Source organism: Actinomycetaceae bacterium MB13-C1-2, from assembly GCA_035621235.1.
In the GTDB taxonomy this organism is placed as follows: Bacteria; Actinomycetota; Actinomycetes; order Actinomycetales; family Actinomycetaceae; genus Scrofimicrobium.
Genome location: CP141731.1, coordinates 1,381,140 through 1,401,004, shown reverse-complemented (window position 1 = coordinate 1,401,004; position 19,865 = coordinate 1,381,140). Strand labels below are relative to the sequence as shown.

Below are 19,865 nucleotides of genomic sequence, written 5' to 3'. Positions count from 1 at the left end.
CTTTGAACTGTGTCTCACGATAAATGCGCGCAGAGCACGCTGGCCGCGGGGATTAATGGGGCGCACGGCGGGCCCACCGGACCGCGAAGGGCAATCTCAGGACTCTGACCTGGTCTGATGCACTTCGCGCGGTTTCATTTCACTTGAGACATGTCCGCAAGGTTATCACTGCCAGTGTGTCCAAACGAACCTGGAACGTAACGATTTGAACATTTGTGGGCCAGATGACTCCGCTACGCTGAGAAGTGTCCAAAGTCCCGGCTTTAGGGCCGCTTCCTAGCTCGAAGGATGAGAACTTGTCGAATCGACTAATGGTGATCGGTAGTGGCGCTTCTACGGTGATTGACCGCGTCTATGAAGAGGTGAAGTCAAATCTCACCGCTGGACTATCCGCTCAGACGCTTCAACTTGAAGGAGTGGACAGCATAGGGAACGCGGGGAGCGATTCCCTACAGTTCCGCGATGTCGCAGACGATGTGACAGCCACTTCGGTAGTACAGGACCCTGAGGCGGCCTCTGCGGAAGAAGCCGTCAGTCTTCGCTCCTCCGGCGAGGGCATCGTTTTGGTCAAGGCCCTATCCGAGGTCTTGGTTCCCAGCTTTGATCTTCTAGGCTGGAATCTGACCGTCGCCGCAGACTCGGGTCTTAGTGTTCTTTACGCCCTCGACGCCTCTGGTATGAGTGCAGACTTGATTCGGGTGGATGTCGAGTCGTTCTTGAGCCGAGCAACAAAGCACCATGCGACAATCGCAGGAGTTGTCCTGACCGGCGCACGCGGAGTTCAGGTCGAGGCGAGTGTGCCAGTTCTGTCCTCTCCGATTTCTCTTGAAGACGTTACTGCGCTACTGGCAACCGAGCCGAGTGCGGTCACTCCCATTGCGTTCAAGGCCGACCTCCTAGCTCGCGCTGGCGCGAACCGCAAACGGATTGTCCTCCCAGAGGGCGACGAACCCCGCATATTGAAGGCAACGGAGGAACTATTGGCGCAGGGGGTCGCTGACATCGTCTTGATCGGCGATCCTGACTCAGTTCGAGCTAAGGCGATGCAGGCCGGAGCCTCCATCGATGGAGCCCGGATTGTTTCAACCTCTGATCCCAAACTCGCCCCGAAATACGCGGAGGAACTCGCGAAGATTCGTGCTTCTAAGGGAATGACGTTGGAACAGGCCGCTGAACTCGTTGCTCAGCCGACCTACTTCGCGACGATGATGGTACAAATGGGCGACGCGGATGGAATGGTATCAGGTGCGACTCACACCACTGCTGACACTATTCGGCCAGCTTTTCAGATCATCAAGACCGCGCCCGGTGCCGGCATGGTTTCCTCTGCATTCCTGATGCTGATGGCAGACAGGGTTTTGGTGATGGCTGACTGCGCCGTGGTTGTTGCCCCCACCTCGGACCAACTCGCCCAGATCGCCATCAGCAGTGCGAACACCGCACGCCAGTTCGGAATCGAACCAAAGGTCGCTCTGCTTTCTTACTCCACTGGCACATCCGGGATGGGGCCGTCGGTCGATATGGTCACCGGTGCGGTGAAGAAGGTACGTGAGGATGCACCGTCCCTGGCCGTTGAGGGGCCGATCCAGTACGACGCCGCCGTTGATCCGACCGTCGGCAAGCAGAAGGCTCCTGATTCGAACGTCGCAGGCCAGGCCAATGTTCTGGTCTTCCCCAGCCTTGACGCCGGAAACATCGCTTACAAGGCAGTTCAGCGTTCTTCGGGGGCAGTCGCGGTTGGGCCGATCCTTCAGGGCCTAAATAAACCGGTAAACGACCTCTCCCGCGGCGCCCTGGTAGAGGACATCATCAACACAGTCGCCATCACGGCGATTCAAGCCGAAGGCGAGAAATAGTAATGCCCCAGACAGTACTGGTAATCAACTCCGGTTCGTCCTCAATCAAGTATCAGCTGGTTGATCCGGCAATCGGCCACAACCTCGCCAGCGGAATAGTAGAGCGTATCGGTGAGCCTATGGGGCACATTCATCACCGCTACTCGGTCAAAGAGGTCGACATCAACGAGCCGATCCCGGACCATGCAACCGGATTGAAGATGGTTCTGGATCTGTTCGAAGAAGTCGGACCGACCCTGGCGGAAGCGCACATTGCGGCCGTGGGCCACCGAATCGTCCAGGGCGGCCGCTACTTCTCCGGGCCGGCGGTGGTCGACGAGCGCGTAGAGCGGCTTATCGACGAGCTCTCGGCTCTAGCTCCACTTCACAATCCTTCGGCGCTGGTAGGAATCAAAGTGGCGGAGAGCCTTCTGCCCGATATCCCGCAGGTTGCGGTCTTCGACACCGCCTTCTTTCAGGACCTCCCCTCCGAATCAGCCCTCTACGCCATCGACCGCGAAGTTGCCGAGCGCTACTCGATCCGGCGCTACGGTGCTCATGGAACCTCGCACCAGTTCGTCTCAAAGCGCGTCTCGGAGATCCTTGGTGACAAAGAGCTAAAGCAGATCGTGCTTCACTTAGGAAACGGCGCCTCGGCCTCCGCGATTGTCGGCAGCCACGCGGTGGATACTTCCATGGGTCTAACTCCCCTGGAAGGCCTGGTAATGGGGACCCGTTCGGGCGACATCGATCCCGCCGTCGTCATTCACTTGCAGCGTGTCGGTGGTTTCACGTACGAGCAGGTCGATGAACTGCTCAACCGCAAGTCTGGGTTGAAGGGTCTGGCAGGTGACAACGACATGCGCGAGGTTCGTGAAATCGCCAAGTCGGGCAACGACTCTGCCCGCAAACGTGCACGCGAGGCGCTGGACGTCTATATCAACCGCATCGTCAAATATATCGGTGCTTACACCGCCGAGATGGGCGGAGTCGACGTCATTTCGTTCACTGCTGGCATCGGCGAGAACGACATCGAAATGCGCCGAGAGATCTGTAAGCGTCTGGAGCCTCTGGGCGTTCTCATTGACAACGAGGCAAACAATCAGCGTCCCCGCGACCCAATCACAATCTCGAAGCGCGACAGCGTTTGCCGGGTAATGGTCGTCCCAACCAATGAGGAACTGGCGATCGCTGTTCAGGCAATGACGGTCGTCTAGCATCCCCATGAGGTTGCCAATCAGATAGGGGAGCGACACGCCGCATTTTCGGGCCAAAAAGTCCCCCATCTGATTGGCAAAAGCTATACCGAAGAACAATCGGCACTGGCGTCGGCCGGTCCCAAACCAGCCAGCATTAGACCCATAGGTTGGCAGTTTCTAGTGAAGGAGTTCTCGTGAGCAAACTTCGTGAGCAGTCGATCTACGACCAGGGGTTCACGCGGGTGGCCGCCGTCAGCCTACCGGTCGCACTTGCGGATCCAGATGCTAATTCTCAGTCGATCATCAATGCCGCCCGCGCGTGCGATGAGCAGGGCGCCTGCCTGGTTGTCTTTCCCGAGATGTGCGTTACAGGATACTCACTTGACGATCTGTTGGCTGCGCGTGAGCTACTGCGCGGAGCCATCCGTGGCATTGAGGCGATTACCGTAGCCAGCCGTGACATCGCACCAATACTGCTCGTCGGGGCTCCACTGGAGTTCTCAAACGCACTCTACAATTGTGCGGTCGTGATTCACCGCGGACGGATTCTAGGCGTGCAGCCGAAGGAACACCTCGCCTCGTACCGAGAGTTTTACGAAAAGCGGCACTTCTCCACCACCAAGGCCTCGCTCTTGGATGACGAGGTTCGCTGGGTGGGCTGGGATTCGGGTTTGAAGGAAGTCCCGAGCAACAATGAGGTCTTCCTTTCGACGGTTGACGGTGAACTGAAAGATACACGCTCTAAGGAGCAGTTCGCCTCGGAACCGATCTACAACGCCTCCCGGCTAATTCCATTTGGCCAGTTCAGGGTTGACGTGACTGACATTCCGGGCATGCAGGTAGCCATCGATATCTGCGAGGACGTTTGGGTTCCGATTCCCCCCTCGTCCATCGCGGCGCTCAGAGGGGCGACCGTAATCGCGAATCTCTCAGCCTCACCCGTGACTGTCGGCCGGGCGCGCAGGCGCGAGGAACTGGTGAAAGCACAGTCCTCTGCCACCGTCAGCGCCTATATCTACACGGCCGCAGGGTTTGGTGAGTCTTCAAATGATCTGTCGTGGGACGGGCAGTCCCTCATCTATGAGAACGGCCAGAAACTGGCGGCCGGGACTCGTTTCGCTGAGGACACGACGATCACGGTAGCGGACGTGGACCTACAACTGCTGGAATTTGTGAGGTTGCAACAGACCTCGTTCACCGATAATGCGCAGAAGCTCGATGTGGGAACTGGAGTCGTCGTCCAAACCAGCATGGGTGTTCCAAGCGCGGTGGCTTCGTCCTCATTCACTGACCTGCTTCGCCCGCTCACGCTGTTCCCCTTTGTCCCCGATGATCCGAGTGCCCTGGATGAGGACTGCTACGAAGCTTTCAATATCCAGAGTAGCGCTCTCCAGAGACGTATGGTCTCGATTGGACAGCCAAAGCTAGTGATTGGCGTTTCTGGCGGACTGGACTCAACACTCGCCCTACTTGTTTGCGCCAAGGCGATGGATTCACTTGGGCGTCCGCGGACCGATATTATCGGTTACACAATGCCCGGATTCGGCACCTCGTCACGGACCCGCGAAAACGCTGAAACTCTGTGTCGGGCGCTCGGAGTGACGTTCCACGAACTCGACATCCGTCCGGCCGCCAAGGAAATGCTCTCAGCGATGGGGCATCCCTACGGCAAAGGCGAACCTGTCTATGACGTTACCTTCGAGAACGTTCAGGCAGGCCTGCGCACTGATTACCTATTTCGCCTCGCTGGCCAGCACGGTGGGTTCGTCGTTGGCACAGGAGATCTCTCTGAACTGGCGCTCGGATGGTGCACCTACGGAGTCGGCGACCAAATGAGCCACTACGGCGTAAATGCAGGGCTTCCCAAGACTTTGATCCAGCACCTAATTCGCTGGGTTGCACATAATCAAGAGTTCGCTGCCGGAACTGCGGAGGTACTTGAGTCGATCTTGGGTACGGAGATCTCGCCGGAGCTAGTTCCTTCGGACGAGGACGGTCAAGCTCAGTCCACGCAGGCTGCAATCGGCCCATACGAACTGCAAGACTTCACTCTGTACTGGATTCTGAAGGGTGGAATGACCCCAAAGAGGATCGCCTATCTGCAGGCGCACGTCTGGGGAGACAAGTACACAGATGAGGACATCCTGCACTGGCTTGAGGTGTTCCATCGTCGCTTCTTTGCCAACCAGTACAAGCGGACAGCAGTGCCGAACTCCCCAAAGGTTGTCGGTGCCGGGTCACTGTCACCGAGGGGCGACTGGCGTATGCCGTCGGATGCCCTGTCGAAGATGTGGCTCCGTGAGATCGAGGAACTGCAAGCTCAGTTGGCGTAGGTGTAGGAGCCACCTGGCATAGGTGTTGGTGGCTACTCTGGCAGATGTTTGGCAGGGGGAAGGTCCCGACGAGCCACACTGGCAGATACTCGCGCCCGTGACGGCTCAAACCAGGACTCAACTCGGAATATCTGCCCAAGTGCCCGCACGCGTAAGTGACAACCAGAGACACCCGCCGGTTTGCCTGCACGCGTAAGTGACAACCAGAGACACCCGCCGGTTTGCCTGCACGCGTAAGTGACAACCAGAGACACCCGCCGGTTTGCCTGCACGCGTAAGTGACAACCAGAGACACCCGCCGGTTTGCCTGCACGCGCAAGTGGCAACCAGAGACACCCGCGGGTGTGGCACTCTCACCCGGCACTCGGTTCTTAGCTCCGCCTTGACCTCGATTCCCTAAGCTGTTTTCTAGCGAAGGCGCGATCAATCCTGTTTTGAATGATTGGGGCCAGTTCGCGCACTAAACGCTCTCTGGACATCGAGGCAATCGGCTCAAGCCGCACTATGTAGCGCATCGTCGCCACACCGAACATTGTCGCCATTGCGAATTCGATCTCTTCAGCCAGTTCAGCATCCATTCCGAGCTCTTTTTCCACTATTCCCAGGATGTCGTTGCGGAAGTAGTTGCGAAAACGCTGACTGGTGGCTGCGTCGGTCAGAAGCGCCGAAGCAAGGGCGATCATAGTGTCAGCCGTTATCGAGTCCTCATAGAGTGCAAGGGACTGACGTGCGATGCGCTCTCCCGCGCCTTCCCGCCCCTCAAGCAAAACCCCCAGAACCATTTGCGCCGGGTCAATCGGCAGGTTCAGACACTCGCGGAACAGGCGCTGTTTCGACTCGAAATAGTAGGTGACCATAGCGGGGGTACAGCCCGCTTCCTTGGCGATCGCTGACATGGTCGTCGCGTCGTATCCACTGCTCAGGAAATGCTGCCTGGCTACGGAAATAATGCGATCCCGGACCTCACCCCGCTTAGCGGACGGTCCGCGACTAACGTCATTTGAACGTTTCCCTCCATCTGGGACTTCAGTCCCAGATGGAGAAACCTGCTGTTCCTGTTGCAATCTCAAGGAGGGTGAGTCTTCGGCCTTCATACCCTTATTCTAATTTATCTCACCTAGAAATTACCGGACTATAGTCCTTAAGGTTACGAGTAGCCGCAGTATTTGTAGGAGTTTCACGTGTCAAATGGGAGTCACACGGTCCAGTTGGGCCTCGACATCGGATCAACGACCGTAAAAGCCGTGCTCATGGATTCGGGCCGCATCATTTTCTCCGACTACCGAAGGCACAATGCGGACGTTCGCGGCGAACTCCTCAATCTGCTTGAGGAAATCTCGGAGCAGTTCCCCAACGAGATTGTCGAAGCCGCTGTTACCGGCTCAGCTGGCATGTCACTGGCGGCAGCAATGCGCATTCCTTTTGTCCAGGAGGTTATTGCCGGCACTGAAGCCGTCCAACTGCTGCACCCCGAGGCCGATGTCGTCATTGAGTTGGGTGGCGAAGACGCAAAGATCACTTACCTGCACCCCACTCCTGAACAGCGGATGAACGGCACCTGCGCCGGAGGAACCGGCGCGTTCATCGATCAAATGGCAACTCTGCTCCACACGGATCCCACCGGACTCAACGAGCTAGCCTCCAAGCACACGCAGCTCTACCCCATCGCCTCCCGCTGTGGTGTCTTTGCTAAGTCCGATCTACAGCCCCTCATCAACCAGGGAGCGGCGCACGAGGACCTGGCCGCCTCGATCTTTGCCGCCGTCGCCACACAAACCATCGCGGGACTTGCGAACGGGCGCCCCGTGCGAGGTAACGTGATCTTTCTGGGCGGTCCTCTCCACTTTCTCCCGGAACTCCGGCAGGCCTATAAGAATCTTCTGACCAAAGCCGACACATTCATTACCCCGGAGAATGCTCAGCTATACGTCGCCGTCGGCGCGGCACTGTCAGCGGGATCGGCTCGCCGCACCGCCATGGGCGACGGACCTAAGACGGTCGCGACCCTGGCCGAACGACTTGCAACCGCGACCATCGACTCCGACTCGAAACGGATGAAGCCTCTGTTCGCCAGCGACGCTGACAAGGAGGAGTTCGTCCGAAGGCATGCCCGCGCGACCGTCCCTGTCATCTCAATCTCGGAGGCCAAAGGGCGATGCTGGCTTGGCATCGATGCGGGCTCCACCACCATCAAGGCGGTGATCCTGGACTCGGAAGACCGCGTAGTTTTCTCTCACTACGCCCCGAACGAGGGCGATCCGGTCCAAGCGGCGGTCGACATTCTGAAGCGAGTTCGGACTGAGCTTCCCGAAACCGCCACTATCGGTCGTGCCTGCTCTACGGGATACGGCGAAGCTCTTGTGGCCGCCGCACTATCGATGGACGAGGGTATCGTCGAGACCATGGCTCATTTCCGGGCCGCCGATCATATGATGCCGGGAGTCACTTCAGTGATCGATATTGGTGGGCAGGACATGAAGTACCTGCGCATCCGCGACCGAGCCGTTGACTCGATTTCGGTGAATGAGGCGTGTTCCTCTGGTTGCGGTTCCTTCCTTCAGACATTTGCCACCACCATGGGCACCGACGTCCGATCATTTGCTGGCCTGGCGATGGAGTCAAGCGCTCCGGTCGACCTCGGTACTCGCTGTACTGTCTTCATGAATTCTTCGGTCAAGCAGGCCCAAAAAGAGGGAGCGAACGTCCGCGACATCGCTGCCGGACTCTCGTACTCGGTGGTTCGCAACGCCCTCTACAAGGTCATCAAACTCAAGGACCCGTCAGACCTCGGTGAGAAGGTCGTGGTCCAGGGCGGAACCTTCCTCAACGACTCGGTCCTTCGCGCATTCGAACTACTCACGGAGCGCGAGGTCGTTCGTCCCTCGCTCGCTGGCCTCATGGGCGCTTACGGCGCAGCACTGACCGCCAAGATACACGATGAGGGCGAAGAAAGCGCCCTCGCCCAACTGTCCGATCTTGAAGACTTTAGTGTCGAGACGACCCGCAAAACCTGTCGCCTGTGCCAAAACCACTGCCAGATGACCATCTCCACTTTCTCCAATGGTGAGCGCAACGTCTCTGGAAATCGCTGTGACCGAGGTGCCTCGCTTGAGCGAGTTCCGAAAAAGTCTGAACTACCCAACATGTACGACTGGAAGTACAAGCGGATGTTCGGATACCGCCGACTCACGGAAGCTAAGGCATTCCGCGGCGACATCGGTATTCCCCGCGTACTCAACATGTACGAAAACTACCCGTTCTGGTTCACGCTTCTGACAGAACTGGGCTTCCGCGTCATGATCTCGGGGCGCTCTGACCACGACCTGTTTGAAAAGGGGATGGAATCCATTCCCTCTGAGAATGTGTGCTATCCGGCGAAGTTGGTTCACGGTCACATCGAGTCGCTCATCGAAAAAGGCGTAACGACAATCTTCTATCCGTGTGTCAGCTTTGAACAGACGGAGTTTGAGGGCGCTGACAACCACTTCAACTGTCCCGTCGTTGCAACGTACCCGGAGGTAATCCGGAACAACATGGAGCAGTTCGCCGGCGATGAAGCCATCTTGATCTCACCGTTCGTCAATCTGGGAAATCGCGAGTATCTCGCGGCCCACCTGGCGGATGCTTTCTCTAAATGGGAAATTCCGGTCGAAGAAATGCAGCAGGCCCTCGACAAGGCCTGGGAAGAAGATGCCTCTGTCAAGCGGGAGATCCGCGAAAAAGGCGCTGAGTACATGGACTGGATGAAGGACAAGGGGCTCAAAGGCATCGTCCTTGCCGGGCGCCCTTATCACCTGGACCCAGAGATCAACCATGGAATCCCTGAACTAGTGAACGGCCTCGGAATGGGTGTTCTCACAGAAGACTGTGTCGCTGATGGTCGTCTGGAACGCCCTCTGCGGGTCCGCGACCAGTGGTCTTATCACTCTCGCCTGTACGAAGCGGCAGCTCGCGTCGGCGATGAGTCCGACCTGCAAATGGTTCAGCTGAACTCCTTCGGCTGCGGGGTTGACGCAATCACCGCGGACCAGGTACAGGAAATCCTTGAAGGACGCGGCGACGTTCACACCGTTCTCAAGATTGATGAGGTCTCGAACCTTGGTGCCGCGCGTATTCGACTCCGCTCGTTGCAGTCGGCGGTGGCTGAGCGCGAGGCTGTCGTTTCGGAGCACGTCGAAACTGCCGGAGTTGTTGACCCCTCGGGGCGGGCCGCTGACGAAGAGACACGTGAGACCGAAGCCGGGCACATCCAACCTCGGGTTTCGTTCACGAAGGAAATGCGCGAGGAGGGATGGGAGATCCTCGCCCCCCAAATGGCTCCAATCCAGTTCCGTCTGCTTCAGCCGGTTCTGCGGAATGCTGGCTTCAACGTTCGCGTCTTGGAACACACCAATAGTGAGACCATGGAGACGGGACTGAAATTCGTCAACAACGACTCCTGCTATCCCGCAATCGTCGTGATCGGACAGCTTATCGATGAGTTTATTGCTGGCAGATCGAACCCTGACCGGACCGCGGTCGTAATTACCCAGACCGGCGGAATGTGTCGAGCCACCAACTACGCAGCCCTACTGCGTAAGGGCCTACGCGACGCTGGATACCCGCAGGTGCCGGTGGTCACCGCGTCGGTTCAAGGCCTTGAGGACAATCCTGGATTCAACCCCAAGTTGCCGACTATCCACCGCGGAATTCAGTCGATTGTCCTCGGTGACCTGCTGCAATCGATGCTACTGAGGATTCGCCCCTACGAAGCTGTCCCCGGTTCAGCAATGGCGCTTTATGAACGCTGGAACAAACTGTGTACTGACTGGCTGGTAAAGGGCGGCTACTCGGACGAATGGCGCGGACACCTTTCATTCAAGAAACTCGTAAACTGGTGCGTTTCCGAATTTGACGACTTTGAGATGCTTGACATCCCCCGTAAGCCCCAGGTCGGACTGGTTGGTGAGATTCTGGTTAAGTTCCATCCTGATGCCAACAATCACGCTGTAGACGTGATCGAGGCCGAGGGCTGCGAGGCGGTGCTTCCGGGGCTGATGCAGTTCTTCCACAACTCCGCCGCCTCCGGCGCATGGAACCAGAAGAATCTGGGAATGTCGGCCAAGAATAAGTGGGCTCGATCAGCGGCACTCTGGGCGATGGAGAAGTATGAGGCGCCAGTTCATGCCGCCCTCGCGAAGACAAACGGCAAGTTTGTGCCCCACCGCGGGATCATGGAGATGGCTGAACGCTCAACCGATATCGCAAGAATGGGTAATCAGGCGGGCGAGGGCTGGTACTTGACGGCCGAAATGGTTGACATGATCGAGCACGGTTGTCCGAACATTATCTGCGCACAACCCTTCGCCTGCCTACCGAACCACATCGTCGGCAAGGGTATGTTCCGGGCTCTACGAAACCGCTATCCTCAGGCAAACATCGTTTCGGTTGACTTTGACCCGGGTGCCTCCGAGGTAAACCAGCTCAATCGCATCAAGCTAATGCTCTCGACTGCTCTCCAGCAGCACGACGGAGGGAGCAAGCTCAACTTCGCAAGTGGTGAGCAGATTGTCTGGGATGACAAGCCACAGACTGCGAGTTGCGGTGGTTGCGCCCTGGTCGACCTGGTCGACGGAACTGATCAGTCCGAGGGTCCGCACCCGGTAAGCCTAGGAATGCCGACAATCCGCGAGCGTGAACCGGTCGGATAGTATCCACCCCTCCCCTCGTCCACCCCCTTCTTCTGGTTTGCCAATCACATAGGGAGAAAACACGCCGCGTTTCCGAGGTTACTAGACTCCCTATCTGATTGGAGTTCGAAGAAAGCTGCTTACCAACGATCTGGCTCGCCAAGGTCATCTGACCGCGTTTCCGGCAGATCCTTATCAAGGATTGAGTCGGTGCTCAATCAAAGTAGACAAAGCAAAGTGGACAAAGCAAAGCCCGGGCTCCTCTTCAGGAGTCCGGGCCGCTTTGTCGCTGGGTACTACTAAGTGTCTGTCAACTACTTGCTTGCTGGGCCCGTCATAGAGTGAACGTCCAGAGCTACGTCGAGTTGCTCAGGCGTTACCTCTCCGCGCTCCACGAAACCGAGGTCCTCAACAGCCTCACGAACCGTCATATTTGCTTTGACCGAATGCTTCGCGATCTTCGCAGCATTCTCGTAACCAATCAGACGGTTTAGCGGGGTAACGATCGAAGGAGAGGATTCGGCGTAACGCAGGCACGCGTCCTCGTTCGCGACGAGCCCGTCAACGCAGCGGTCAGCCAGAACACGCGAGACGTTGCCCAGAATGTTGATTGACTGAAGCAGGTTCGCAGCCATAACCGGAAGCATAACCAACAGGTCAAAGTTGCCCTGCGCTCCAGCAAACGCAATGGTCGCGTCGTTTCCAACGACCTGAGCCGCGACCTGGATAGTCGCTTCCGGCAGAACCGGGTTCACCTTGCCGGGCATGATCGAGGAACCCGGTTGCAGGTCGGGCAGGCTAATTTCGCCGATGCCGGTACGAGGACCCGATCCCATCCAGCGTAGATCGTTCGCGATCTTCACCAGAGAAACCGCAACTGTACGGAGTTGGCCGGACAACTCAACCAGTGAATCTTGAGCCGCTTGAGCCTCAAAGTGGTTCGGTGCCTCAACGAAAGGGAACCCCGTGTTCTCTGCGATGATCTCAATGACACGCTCCGAGAAGCCAGCGGGCGTGTTGATGCCTGTGCCAACGGCAGTGCCTCCGAGTGGTAGCTCGGCCAGTCGCGGTAGCGCCGACTCGACGCGGTCAATGCCGTACTGAATCTGTTGCGCGTAGCCGGAAAACTCCTGCCCCAGGGTGATCGGGGTGGCGTCCATCAGGTGGGTCCGACCGGACTTCACCACATCCTTAAACTCGACGGCTTTGTTGGCCAGGGAGTTCTGCAGAGTCTTAAGTCCGGGAAGAAGAACTTCCTCTACCGCCTGGTACGCGGCAATGTGAATGGACGAGGGGAAAACATCATTGGACGACTGCGATGCATTTACGTGATCGTTCGGATGGACCGTATCTCCCTTGATCCTGGTGGCGATGTTCGCGACAACCTCATTGGTGTTCATATTCGATGAGGTGCCCGAGCCGGTTTGGTAGACATCAATTGGGAACTGGTCATCGTGCTTGCCATCGATAACCTCAGTCGCGGCCTCGACAATCGCGGAGGAAGTGGCCTCGTCGATAACTCCCAACTCCTTGTTGGCGAGGGCCGCTGCGCGCTTGATCTGTCCAAGAGCGGCAATATGGTGCGGCTTGAGGGTCTCACCCGAGATCGGGAAGTTCCCTACCGCGCGCTGCGTTTGCGCGGCGTAGAGCGCGCTTGCGGGAACCTTGACCTCGCCCATAGTGTCGTGCTCGATCCGGTACTCAGTTTCTGGCTGGGCCATTTGTTCTCCTTCAGTTTCCAATACTCGGTTGGAGGGTTCGCAGACCTTGATTGGCCTGCCGGGTCCTATGTGGGGTGGTAGGGGCTCACGACTACCTCGACTCGTTGCAGGTCCTTGACCTCGGAGTATCCCGTCGTTGCCATTGTCCTGCGCAGGGCTCCGACGAAGTTCAGATATCCGTCATCCCTAACGGAGGGGCCGTAGAGAATCTCCTTTAGCGTTCCGACCGTCTCAACCTCGGCTCGGTGACCGCGTGGAACCTCTGGATGCGTTGCTTCTGATCCCCAGTGCCACCCGCGCCCAGGAGCATCGACCGAGCGCGCAAGCGCCGCGCCGAGCATGACAGCATCCGCACCACACGCGATCGCTTTGATCATGTTGCCACTTCGTCCGACACCACCGTCAGCGATTACGTGGACATAGCGGCCGCCTGACTCATCGAGATAGTCTCGCCTGGCCGCTGCAACATCGGCGATAGCTGTGGCCTGCGGTGCGTGGATTCCTAGGGATTGCCTGGTAGCGTGAGCGGCTCCTCCACCAAATCCAACCAATACTCCTGCGGCTCCCGTACGCATCAGGTGTAACGCGCTGGTGTAGGTCGCAACTCCCCCGACGATGACAGGAACGTCAAGCTCATATATGAAGCGCTTGAGATTCAGGGGCTCACGACGGCTGGAGACATGCTCCGCTGAAACAGTGGTTCCGCGGATCACGAAGATATCAATACCCGCCTCGGCGGCGGTCCGCCAGTGATCCAGAACCCGTTGAGGTGAGAACCGACCTGCCGTGACGATTCCCGCGTCACGGATCTGTTCTACTCGCTCCCTAATCAGCGAGTCCTTGATCGGCTCGGAGTAAATCTCTTGCAACCGTGAAGTGGTCTGACCCTGGGGCAGAGCGGCGATCTCTTCGAGCAGAGGCCTCGGGTCTTCGTATCTAGTCCAGAGTCCGTCGAGGTCCAAGACCCCGAGGCCACCGAGTTTGCCAAACTCAATGACAGACTCAGGACTCATGACAGAATCCATCGGAGCCGCAACAACCGGGATGTCTAGGTGGTATGCGTCAAATTGCCACGACACGTTCACGTCTTCAGGGTCACGGGTCCGACGCGCCGGAATCAAGGCAACATCATCCAGGGAATAGGCCTGGCGTCCTCGCTTACCGCGACCAATCTCCACCTCTGAACTCACCCGTCTATTCTACGTTGTCATGCCTGGCCTTCCCCACCCAAAAGTCTCAGACTCCAAACTGCCCGACTGGAGGCAGAGCTTCTCGATCAGCCAGGAACATGGCGCCCCACCGCGCTCCAAATGTTGCAATGTGCCTTCACTGGCCCTTGGAACACGACCTACTATTCATGTCCTGTCCGCCGACTTCGCTGAGCATCCGGACGGCCCTCACCCGGATGCCACGTCAGAACCAGACTCGGCTGATCTGGCTAGTCTTTCCCTTTGAGGCAAGGAACTTCTGAAAATCCTCGGCCCATCTCGAATGAGAATCGCGCTGGTACTGATGAAGCTCACTCAAAGACATAGCACCCAGGCTTGGGTATCTGTCGAGGATTGCGCCTAGAACTTCGAGTGCCAGGATCGAGTCGACATGTGCCTGGTGCGTGTCCTCGGGAACCGCGATTCCGTACGCCAGTGCCACATCGGCCAGGGTACGTTTGCCTTTTCGGTAGCGGTCGAGGGCTCGGTCCAGAACCAGCGGGTCAGCCACGGGGGCCACTTCACCATCCAGTCGCTCACTTAGGCTCTTTACTCCGTGACGCTTTGAATCAGCCTCAAGTAGAGGAAGGTCAAAGCCCGCGTTGAAAACGACAATGATCCTTCCCTGGGACATGTGGTTAGCCAAGACCTCGCTGATCTGATCAAGCCCTTCGCGTGGATCTTGACCGTTCGAAGAGGCGTATTCGGTAGAGATGCCATGAACTGCGGTAGCACGGGCAGGAATCGGAACCTGGGGGTTGATGAGCCAACTCTTAGTCTCTGTCACGCCGGTACTGAATCGAGTCACGGTCGCCGCTGTTACGATCCTGTCGCATGTGGGCGACACGCCCGTGGTCTCGGTGTCAAAACCAAGCCACGGATCGGAAACCCACTGTGCCATTCCCGCAGTCCCGGCCTGAGCAGTGTCTGGGTAATCCAGCATCGGATGACAAACCGCCTTTTTGTCGGACCCTGGGCGAGCGGCCTCCGGGTGATCCATCTCTGGCTGGTCGACCGCCAGAGTGACGGTGGCCGGGTCGGTAGAGTCCGTTCGACCAGCCCTCGGCCAAACGCCTTCCGGGCCGGAAACTACCCGATTCGTCGTACTTTCGCTCATGCGATCAGTGTGCCGCAAGACTCCGACATCTCCGGCTACTTCTCGGAGGTACCTTTATAGTTCGGGGCCTGGGCAGTGATGACCACGTCGTGTGGGTGGGATTCACGAAGCCCTGCCGGAGTAATCCGAACTAGACGACCCCTTCGCTTCAGCTCGTCAAGCGTGTTTGCACCCGCGTAAAACATCGACTGGTGTAGCCCGCCAACCAACTGGTACACAATATCCGCCACGGTTCCCGCATAGGGAACTTGTCCTTCGATGCCCTCGGGGACCAGCTTCTCGTCAGAGTCAACATCGGCCTGGAAGTAACGATCCTTTGAATAGGACTTGCGACCGCGAGAGCTCATTGCCGCCATCGCACCCATGCCGCGGTACTGCTTGAACTGCTTGCCCCCAGAGAACACAACATCGCCCGGCGACTCATCACTTCCTGCAAAGAGCGATCCAAGCATGACCGTCGAAGCGCCAGCAACGATTGCCTTGGCAATATCACCGGAGTACTGAAGGCCACCATCGGCGATTATCGGAACGTCCGCTTTTGCACAGGCCTTCGAGGCGAGATCAATCGCGGTGACCTGTGGAACACCGACCCCCGCCACAACGCGCGTGGTGCATATGGAACCCGGGCCAACACCGACCTTGACCGCGTCGACACCGGCATCGATGAGGCCCTTTGCCCCCTCTTCCGTCGCGACGTTACCTCCAATAATGTCCACACCCTCGAAACCGCTGTCGGACCTTATTCGCGCGATCATTTCGCGCGCTGCCAGGGCTCCGCCGTTCGCGGTGTCAACGACCAGAACATCGGCTCCGGCATCGGCAAGTGCGGCCGCTCTGTCGTAGGCGTCACCGTAGAACCCGACGGCCGCACCGACCAGCAGTCTCCCCTCGGTGTCTTTGGATGCGTGCGGGTAGCGATCCGTCTTGACGAAGTCCTTGACGGTGATGAGCCCGGCCAGATGCCCTTCCTCATCCACCAGTGGAAGCTTCTCGATACGGTGCTCAGCTAACAGAGCGCGGGCATCCTCACGGGCAATGCCGGCGGGACCGGTAATAAGCGGCATAGGAGTCATGCACTCCTCGACCGTGGTAGTAGCCCACTGACTCGCGGGAAGGAAGCGCAGGTCGCGATTGGTGATGATGCCAACGAGGGTCCCGTCATCATCCAGGACCGGAAGACCGGAGACCTTGTACTTACCGCAGAGTTGATCGAGCTGATCAATCGTTGCTGTACGCGGGACAGTGACGGGGTCCGCGACCATCCCCGACTCGGAGCGCTTGACCTGTCGAACCTGATCGGCCTGGTCCGCAATCGAAAGGTTGCGGTGAATGATCCCAAGACCACCTTGGCGAGCCATCGCAATCGCCATTCGTGCTTCGGTTACCGTGTCCATCGCTGCCGAAAGCAGCGGGATGTGCAGACGAACGTTCCTGGTGACGAAAGTACTTGTGTCTACCGATGATGGAATTACGTCGGTGAGTTCGGGAAGTAAGAGAACGTCGTCATAAGTGAGGCCGGTACCAACAAACTTGTCTTCTCTATAGTCACCCATGTACCGAGTCTAATCAGGGGTGACCGGGCCTCCTTACGAGGTCCATGTGGAATACGCAACGCCCCGTATCGAATCAAGGACTGGCTCGCGCCTTCCATGTAAGGTGCGCGTTGCGTACGACCATGCTTGCGCAGCCCGTATGGGGTGTGCAAGCGCGCTAACGGCGAAGCAACTTGTACCGGTATGAAAAATGCCGGAGCGCCCACTTGGACACTCCGGCATTCCACCCAAAACTGGGATTTGAATCAGATGCTACTAGCCAACTTTGGCCAGAACGTCACGAGCACCCAGGATCAGGTACTCGACGCCCTCGTGCTTGACCTCAGTGCCACCGTAGCGGCTGTAGATGACGATGTCGCCAACGGCAACGTCCATAGGAACACGGTTCCCGTTGTCATCGACACGACCGGGACCCACTGCAACCACTTCGCCCTGCTGGGGCTTTTCCTTAGCGGTATCGGGGATCACCAGGCCGGACGAGGTGGTCTGTTCAGCGTCAACCTGCTTGATCACAATGCGATCTTCCAGGGGTTGAATGGTAACTGACACAGTTACTCTCCCTTTCTAACTTCTTATGAATGATTTCCCGGTGCCCTGCCGTCGCGGGGATCAAGGCGCCAAATGGGATTGAGGCGAACCTCAATCTGGGGATAAGTCTATGCCTGCATTGGCACTCAAACAAGCCGAGTGCTAGCGGTCTATTCCACACCTGCATCGACTCGGTAGTTTTCACATGCAATGATTTCTACCAGGCAGCACGTACCGCCACCGGAAGTGAGCCAAGATGACTCTGAAGTTCGCACAGTCCGAACGCTCAAGCGTGGGCATTGAGTGGGAGTTGCAACTGGTCGATAAAGACTCCAATGATCTGCGCCAAGCTGCCGATCCTGTCTTCGAAGAGGCTCAACAGGATCCTGATTTGGCACCGCTGGTTCGCAGAGAGATGCTTCTTAACACAGTAGAAGTCGCCTCGTACCCGCACCGCGACGTTACCGGGTGCGTGGAAGACATTCACTTCGCAGCAAGCAAACTCCGTCCCATAACTGACGGATTCAGGATCGATCTGGCAACTGCCGGAAGCCACCCGTTCGCCAGGCCAGCCTTCCAAAGAGTGACAGACTCGAAGCGCTATCAAGAGTTGGTTGAACGTACTCAGTACTGGGGGCGCCAGATGCTGCTCTATGGGGTTCACGTTCATGTTGGAGTCGAGGACCGGGCCAAGGTGCTCCCGATCGTCAATGCCATCATTTCCCGAGCTGGTCAACTCCAGGCCCTAGCTGCTTCTTCCCCGTTCTGGAGTGGTGAAGATACAGGCTATGCTTCCAACCGCGCCATGGTATTCCAGCAACTCCCCACCGCTGGGCTGCCCCCTCAGTTTCATGCTTGGTCGGAGCTAGAGAACTACCACCACGGAATGAAGAAGACCGGGGTTATCAAGAGCTTCGATGAACTTCGATGGGATGTTCGCCCTTCCGTGAAGCTCGGCACCGTGGAGGTCCGAATCTTCGATGCCTGCACCAACATTCTTGAGGTCGAAGCTCTAGCTAGCCTAACTCACGCATCGGTTGAGTATGCCTCCCGAAAGCTCGATGCAGGTGAAAAACTGACGGTTCTCCCCGAATGGTTCATCTCCGAAAACAAGTGGCGCTCTGCTCGGTATGGGCTAGACGCGAAACTAATCGTTGATGCAGAGGGGAATGAGGAACACGTACGCGACACGGTCGAGTACTACCTGGAGGAACTTCTTCCCGTAGCGCAAGACCTGGGTTGTGCCGAGGGAATGCTGAAGATCAGGGAGATCCTCAAACACGGTGCTTCATACCAGCGGCAGAGAGCGGTCGCCGCGGCCGACCCCAAGCATGCCCTCGATACCGTGGTCGAATTGATGCGGGCCGAAATGGCCGCCGACGGACCGCTGGATCCGGAGATGTTCCTCGACACCCGACGCGATGGAACCTCGAACGTTGGAGCTGGCCGCCGAATCTAGGTAGCGCGCTGAGTTTGAGCCGAAGTGGCCCATTCTCTGATTCCCCGAGTGGAATATCCGCCGGAGTGGCACTTCCGCCCGGCAAACACGCAGGTGACACGGGAAGCCCCCGGCCGCACCGGTAGATACTCAGCCAGCAACGTCCCGACCTTCTATTCGCTCGGAGCCAGGTACGGCTGCTCCAAAGACATGCTCGACCTAGGTCCGAAATCGCTAGGAGAAGGAGGAAGTCCGGCGGCGACAATCTGTGCTCCGATAGCGGCAATCTGTGCCCCGTTATCCGTACAGAGTCTCATCGGAGGGATTCGAACCCCAACACCAGCCGCCGTCGCCCGTTCATCGAGTAGCTCCCTCAACCTTGAGTTCGCAGCAAAACCACCTCCAACGACAATCCACTCACAATCGTTAGCAACCGCCGCTGCAACGGCCTTGGCAGTCAGCGAGTCATTAACCGACTCACTGAACCCAGCAGCGATGTCGGCGAAATTCGCACTAGGATTTGCCTTCAGGTAACGATTGACAGCAGTCTTCAGACCCGAGAATGAGAAGTCGTATCGGTGCCGCTCTTTGTCCTTACCGGCGGCGAGACCACGCGGGAACAATATGGCATCCCTGTCACCTTCGCGGGCCAAGCGGTCGACATGTGGGCCGCCGGGATAGGGCAGGCCAAGAAGTCGGCCCACTTTGTCGAATGCCTCGCCCGCCGCATCGTCTAGGGTTCCACCAAGCTCGATAATGTCGGTCGCGATGTTGTTGATGAGCAGCAGGTTAGAGTGTCCGCCCGAAGCAACCAAGCCGATAAACCGATCCGGAAGGGGACCGTGTTCAAGTGCGTCAATGGCAAGATGCCCGATGACATGGTTGACGCCGTAGAGGGGTAATCCAAGGGAAAGAGACAGCCCCTTAGCGGCAGTAATTCCTACGGTGAGAGAACCGACCAGACCAGGACCGGCGGCGCAGGCGATGACATCAACATCGTTGAGTTCGAGGCCCGCGCGTTCCAGCGCTAGGTCAAGGGTCGGAAGGAAGCTCTCAAGATGAGCCCTCGATGCAATCTCGGGAATGATCCCGCCGTACCTAACATGCTCATCCATCGAAGTTGCGACGGCCTCACCCAACAAATCTATGCCTCTAACGAGGGCAACTCCGGTCTCATCGCAGGTGGACTCGATACCAAGGATCAAAGCTTCAGAACTCACGAACCAAGCATAGAACCTCTCACCGTCGGCTCCGAGTCAGTTCT

General features: G+C 57.8%; 12 protein-coding genes. 5 read left to right on the top strand and 7 right to left on the bottom strand.

What is annotated here, in order from left to right; all coding sequences use genetic code 11:
- Positions 1-296: 296 nt before the first annotated feature.
- The 3 genes from pta (at position 297) to U6G28_06185 (ending at position 5,367) form a co-directional block, all read left to right on the top strand.
- On the top strand, positions 297-1,856 hold the full coding sequence (gene pta / locus U6G28_06195; GenBank protein WRS29126.1) for a phosphate acetyltransferase: 1,560 nt from the start codon (positions 297-299) through the stop codon (positions 1,854-1,856).
- A gap of 2 nt (positions 1,857-1,858) precedes the next feature.
- On the top strand, positions 1,859-3,052 hold the full coding sequence (locus tag U6G28_06190) for an acetate kinase (GenBank protein WRS29125.1): 1,194 nt from the start codon (positions 1,859-1,861) through the stop codon (positions 3,050-3,052).
- A 176-nt stretch (positions 3,053-3,228) separates the two neighbouring features.
- Positions 3,229-5,367: an NAD(+) synthase gene (locus U6G28_06185; protein ID WRS29124.1), complete on the top strand. Its 2,139-nt coding sequence runs from the start codon at positions 3,229-3,231 to the stop codon at positions 5,365-5,367.
- 371 nt (positions 5,368-5,738) lie between these two features.
- On the opposite strand, the gene U6G28_06180 is transcribed toward U6G28_06185, so the two are convergent.
- Positions 5,739-6,461 (bottom strand): TetR family transcriptional regulator, encoded by a 723-nt coding sequence (locus U6G28_06180; protein WRS29123.1) that lies wholly within the window; start codon positions 6,459-6,461, stop codon positions 5,739-5,741.
- 87 nt (positions 6,462-6,548) lie between these two features.
- Here U6G28_06180 and U6G28_06175 point away from each other — a divergent pair, with 87 nt between their 5' ends.
- Complete coding sequence (locus tag U6G28_06175; protein WRS29122.1) at positions 6,549-11,057, top strand: acyl-CoA dehydratase activase-related protein; 4,509 nt, start codon at positions 6,549-6,551, stop codon at positions 11,055-11,057.
- Positions 11,058-11,350: 293 nt separating this feature from the next.
- Here the strand turns inward: U6G28_06175 and U6G28_06170 are convergent, their stop codons facing one another.
- The 5 genes from U6G28_06170 to groES form a co-directional block, all read right to left on the bottom strand.
- Complete coding sequence (locus U6G28_06170; GenBank protein ID WRS29121.1) at positions 11,351-12,757, bottom strand: class II fumarate hydratase; 1,407 nt, start codon at positions 12,755-12,757, stop codon at positions 11,351-11,353.
- A gap of 65 nt (positions 12,758-12,822) precedes the next feature.
- Complete coding sequence (locus U6G28_06165; GenBank protein WRS29120.1) at positions 12,823-13,947, bottom strand: GuaB3 family IMP dehydrogenase-related protein; 1,125 nt, start codon at positions 13,945-13,947, stop codon at positions 12,823-12,825.
- 223 nt (positions 13,948-14,170) lie between these two features.
- Entirely contained in the window at positions 14,171-15,082 is a 912-nt protein-coding gene (locus U6G28_06160) for an exonuclease domain-containing protein (GenBank protein WRS29119.1), read from the bottom strand.
- Between the two features lie 35 nt (positions 15,083-15,117).
- The gene (gene guaB, locus U6G28_06155) at positions 15,118-16,635 is read right to left on the bottom strand and encodes an IMP dehydrogenase (GenBank protein WRS29118.1); all 1,518 of its coding nucleotides are present in this window, start codon (positions 16,633-16,635) and stop codon (positions 15,118-15,120) included.
- Positions 16,636-16,890: 255 nt separating this feature from the next.
- Positions 16,891-17,184 carry a co-chaperone GroES gene (gene groES, locus U6G28_06150; GenBank protein ID WRS29117.1) on the bottom strand — a complete coding sequence of 98 codons (294 nt, stop codon included), beginning with the start codon at positions 17,182-17,184 and terminating at the stop codon, positions 16,891-16,893.
- Positions 17,185-17,419: 235 nt separating this feature from the next.
- On the opposite strand from groES, the gene U6G28_06145 reads away from it, so the two are divergent.
- Positions 17,420-18,622 (top strand): glutamate--cysteine ligase, encoded by a 1,203-nt coding sequence (locus U6G28_06145; GenBank protein ID WRS29116.1) that lies wholly within the window; start codon positions 17,420-17,422, stop codon positions 18,620-18,622.
- 152 nt (positions 18,623-18,774) lie between these two features.
- Here U6G28_06145 and tsaD read toward each other — a convergent pair whose 3' ends face one another.
- The gene (gene tsaD / locus U6G28_06140) at positions 18,775-19,821 is read right to left on the bottom strand and encodes a tRNA (adenosine(37)-N6)-threonylcarbamoyltransferase complex transferase subunit TsaD (protein ID WRS29115.1); all 1,047 of its coding nucleotides are present in this window, start codon (positions 19,819-19,821) and stop codon (positions 18,775-18,777) included.
- Between the last annotated feature and the right edge of the window lie 44 nt (positions 19,822-19,865).

Coding starts and splice junctions, on each gene's coding strand:
- U6G28_06190 (WRS29125.1), top strand. CDS start 1,859: ATGCCCCAGACAGTACTGGTAATCAACTCCGGTTCGTCCTCAATCAAG.
- U6G28_06180 (WRS29123.1), bottom strand. CDS start 6,461: ATGAAGGCCGAAGACTCACCCTCCTTGAGATTGCAACAGGAACAGCAG.
- U6G28_06170 (WRS29121.1), bottom strand. CDS start 12,757: ATGGCCCAGCCAGAAACTGAGTACCGGATCGAGCACGACACTATGGGC.
- U6G28_06160 (WRS29119.1), bottom strand. CDS start 15,082: ATGAGCGAAAGTACGACGAATCGGGTAGTTTCCGGCCCGGAAGGCGTT.
- guaB (WRS29118.1), bottom strand. CDS start 16,635: ATGGGTGACTATAGAGAAGACAAGTTTGTTGGTACCGGCCTCACTTAT.
- U6G28_06145 (WRS29116.1), top strand. CDS start 17,420: ATGACTCTGAAGTTCGCACAGTCCGAACGCTCAAGCGTGGGCATTGAG.